Genomic DNA, 2,985 nt, shown 5'->3' on the forward strand with positions numbered 1-2,985 from the left:
CAAGAACCGCGCCTGAACGCCCCCTCAACACACCTCACAAGAGGGTCCCTTTTGCGTGCCGATCTGGGGTCCCAATTCAGTGCCGATTGACACTCGGGGCAGACCTACGTCGCCCACGCGGTCGGCGCCGGCAAGACCTTCACCATCGCCGCCGCGATCATGGAGCAGAAGCGCCTCGGCCTGATCTCCAAGGCCATGCTGACCGTGCCCGGCCACTGCCTGGCCCAGGCCTCGCGCGAGTTCCTGCAACTCTATCCGGGCGCCCGCATCCTGGTGGCCGACGAAACCAACTTTTCCAAGGACAAGCGGGCGCGCTTCCTGGCCCGGGCGGCGACGGCCAACTGGGACTGCATCATCATCACCCACTCGGCCTTCAGGTTCATCGCCGCCCCGGCCGCGTTCGAGCGCGGCCTCATGCAGGCCCAGCTCGACGCCTATGCGGCCCTGCTGGAGAAGCTCGACGGCGACGACCGCATCGCGCGCAAGCGCATCGAGCGCATGAAGGAGGGGATGCAGGAGAAGCTCGAAGCGCTCGCCTCGGCCAAGGACGACATGCTGACCATCGCCGAGATGGGCGTCGACCAAGTGATCGCCGACGAGGCGCAGGAGTTCCGCAAGCTCTCCTTCGCCACCAACATGGGCGGCCTCAAGGGCATCGCCCCGGACGGCTCGCAGCGCGCCTGGGATCTGTTCGTGAAGTCGCGCTTCATCGGCACCATCAACCCTGGCCGCGCCCTGATCCTGGCGTCGGGCACGCCGATCACCAACACGCTGGGCGAGATGTTCACGCTGCAGCGCCTCATGCAGCCGGAGATGCTGGAAGATCGCGGCATCCAGGAGTTCGACGCCTGGGCCGCCAACTTCGGGGACACCCGCACCGAGCTGGAGCTGCAGCCCTCCGGCCTCTACAAACCGGTGACGCGTTTCTCGGAGTTCGTCAACGTCGCCGACCTGATCGCCATGTTCCGCACCGTCGCGGACGTGGTGCTGAAGGACGACCTGCGCCAGTACCTGAAGCTGCCCGCCATCGTGGGCGGCAAGCGTCAGATCATCACCGCCCCGGCGAGCCCGGCCTTCAAGGACTACCAGCGCACCCTGGCGGCGCGGATCAAGGCCATCGAGGAGCGCAAGGGCAAGCCCGAGAAGGGACAGGACATCCTGCTCTCGGTCATCACCGACGGCCGCCATGCCGCCATCGACCTCCGTTTCGTGGTGGCGGAGGCGGAAGATGATCCCGGGAACAAGCTCAACGCGCTGATCGACAACGCCTTCCGCATCTGGTCGGAGACGCGCGGCAAGGTCTTCCGTAACCCGGACGGCTCGCCGCACCCGACCCCTGGCGCCACGCAGATGATCTTCTCCGATCTCGGCACCGAGGCGGCGGCGGCGACACGGGGCTTCTCGGCCTACCGCTGGATCCGCCAGCGCCTGATCGGCCTCGGCGTGCCGGCCGAGCGCATCGCCTTCATGCAGGACTACAAGAAGGCCGAGGCCAAGCAGGGCCTGTTCAACAAGCTGAACAACGGCCAGGTGGATTTCCTGCTCGGCTCCTCCGCCACCATGGGGACGGGGGTGAACGCCCAGCGCCGGCTGGTGGCGCTGCATCACCTGGACGTGCCGTGGCTGCCCTCCGAGATCGAGCAGCGTGAGGGCCGCATCGAGCGGCAGGGCAACCAGAACGGGGAGATCGGCCTCTACGCCTACGCGACCCTGGGCTCGATGGATGCCCAGATGTGGCAGAACAACGAGCGCAAGGCGCGCTTCATCGCGGCGGCGCTGGGCGGTGACCGCTCGATCCGCCGGCTGGAGGATATCGGCTCCCAGGCCAACCAGTTCGCCATGGCCAAGGCCATCGCCTCGGGCGACCCCCGCCTGATGCAGAAGGCGGGGCTGGAGGCCGAGATCGCCCGGCTGGAGCGCCAGCGGGCGGCACATGTCGACGACCAGCACGCCGTCCGGCGCCGCGTCGCCGAGGCACGCTCGGCCATCGGCCGTGCCACCCAGGCCATAGCCGACACGGAGGCGGACCTGGCACGTCGGGTGTCCACCCGGGGCGAGGACTTCCGCATGGAGGTGCAGGGCCAGGCCTTCGCCGAGCGCAAGCCGGCCGGCGCCGCGCTGCTGCGGGTCCTCCGCACCGTGCAGTTCGAGGGCCGTAAGGGCGACTGGGACGTCGGGGGGATCGGCGGCTTTCCGCTGAAGCTGGAGGCCCGCCACTACCGTCAGGGTGCGGATCTCGAGATCCACCTGCTGCTCACCCGCGCCGGCGGCGAGCACGAGGTGCGGGTCGAGAACGACCTCACCGCCATGGGGCTGGTGTCGCGGCTGGAATACGACCTCGGGCGCTTCGAGGCCGAGTTGGCCGAGTACCGTCGGGGGTTGTCCGAAGCCCAGCGGCAGCTGCCGGCCTACGAGGCGCGGCTCGGCGAGGGCTTCGAGTTCCAGGCCGACCTCGATGCCAAGCGCGCCGAAATGGCCGAATTGGAGGCTTCCCTGGCGTTGACCGGGAAGGAGGAGACGCTCGCCGCCGCGGCCTGATGCGCGGGCAAAAAGAAGGGCGGCGCCCGAAGGTGTCGCCCGAGTTTAGGGAGGAAACGTCCAAGAAAGGCAGCATCGGCAAGTCTGATGCTGCGCTGCATAAGATTAGGCTGGGAAGGGGGTAGGCGGCAAGGCAATTTGTGCAGTGCAGCATGAGAGTTTGGGGAAGAAGGAAAGGGGAGGGGAAAAGAAGCAGTCGCACCCGGCCGTACCCCCGGCACCGCTTCGCTCCACGGCCGCCTGCGCAACCCTGCCCCGCTAGGCCGCACCCCGCTGCGCGGGCCGCGTCCCACGCCGGGGCAGGGCCGCTCGCCCGCCGTGGTGCCGGCGCCCGTCCGGTCGCTGCCGGGGAGGGGTCAACCCAGGAATGGGGAGACAGGAACCTCTGCGGAGCGGGAAGCCCGACCATGAAGCTCATCGAGATCGACCCGAAGAAGCTGCGCGACA

General features: G+C 68.4%; 1 protein-coding gene. It reads left to right on the forward strand.

What is annotated here, in order from left to right:
• Window positions 1-159 precede the first annotated feature (159 nt).
• Entirely contained in the window at window positions 160-2,538 is a 2,379-nt protein-coding gene (locus BT98_RS25360; RefSeq protein WP_019463359.1) for a hypothetical protein, read from the forward strand.
• The last annotated feature ends 447 nt before the right edge of the window (window positions 2,539-2,985 follow it).

This window comes from Roseomonas mucosa ATCC BAA-692, from assembly GCF_000622225.1.
Taxonomy (GTDB): Bacteria; Pseudomonadota; Alphaproteobacteria; order Acetobacterales; family Acetobacteraceae; genus Roseomonas; species Roseomonas mucosa.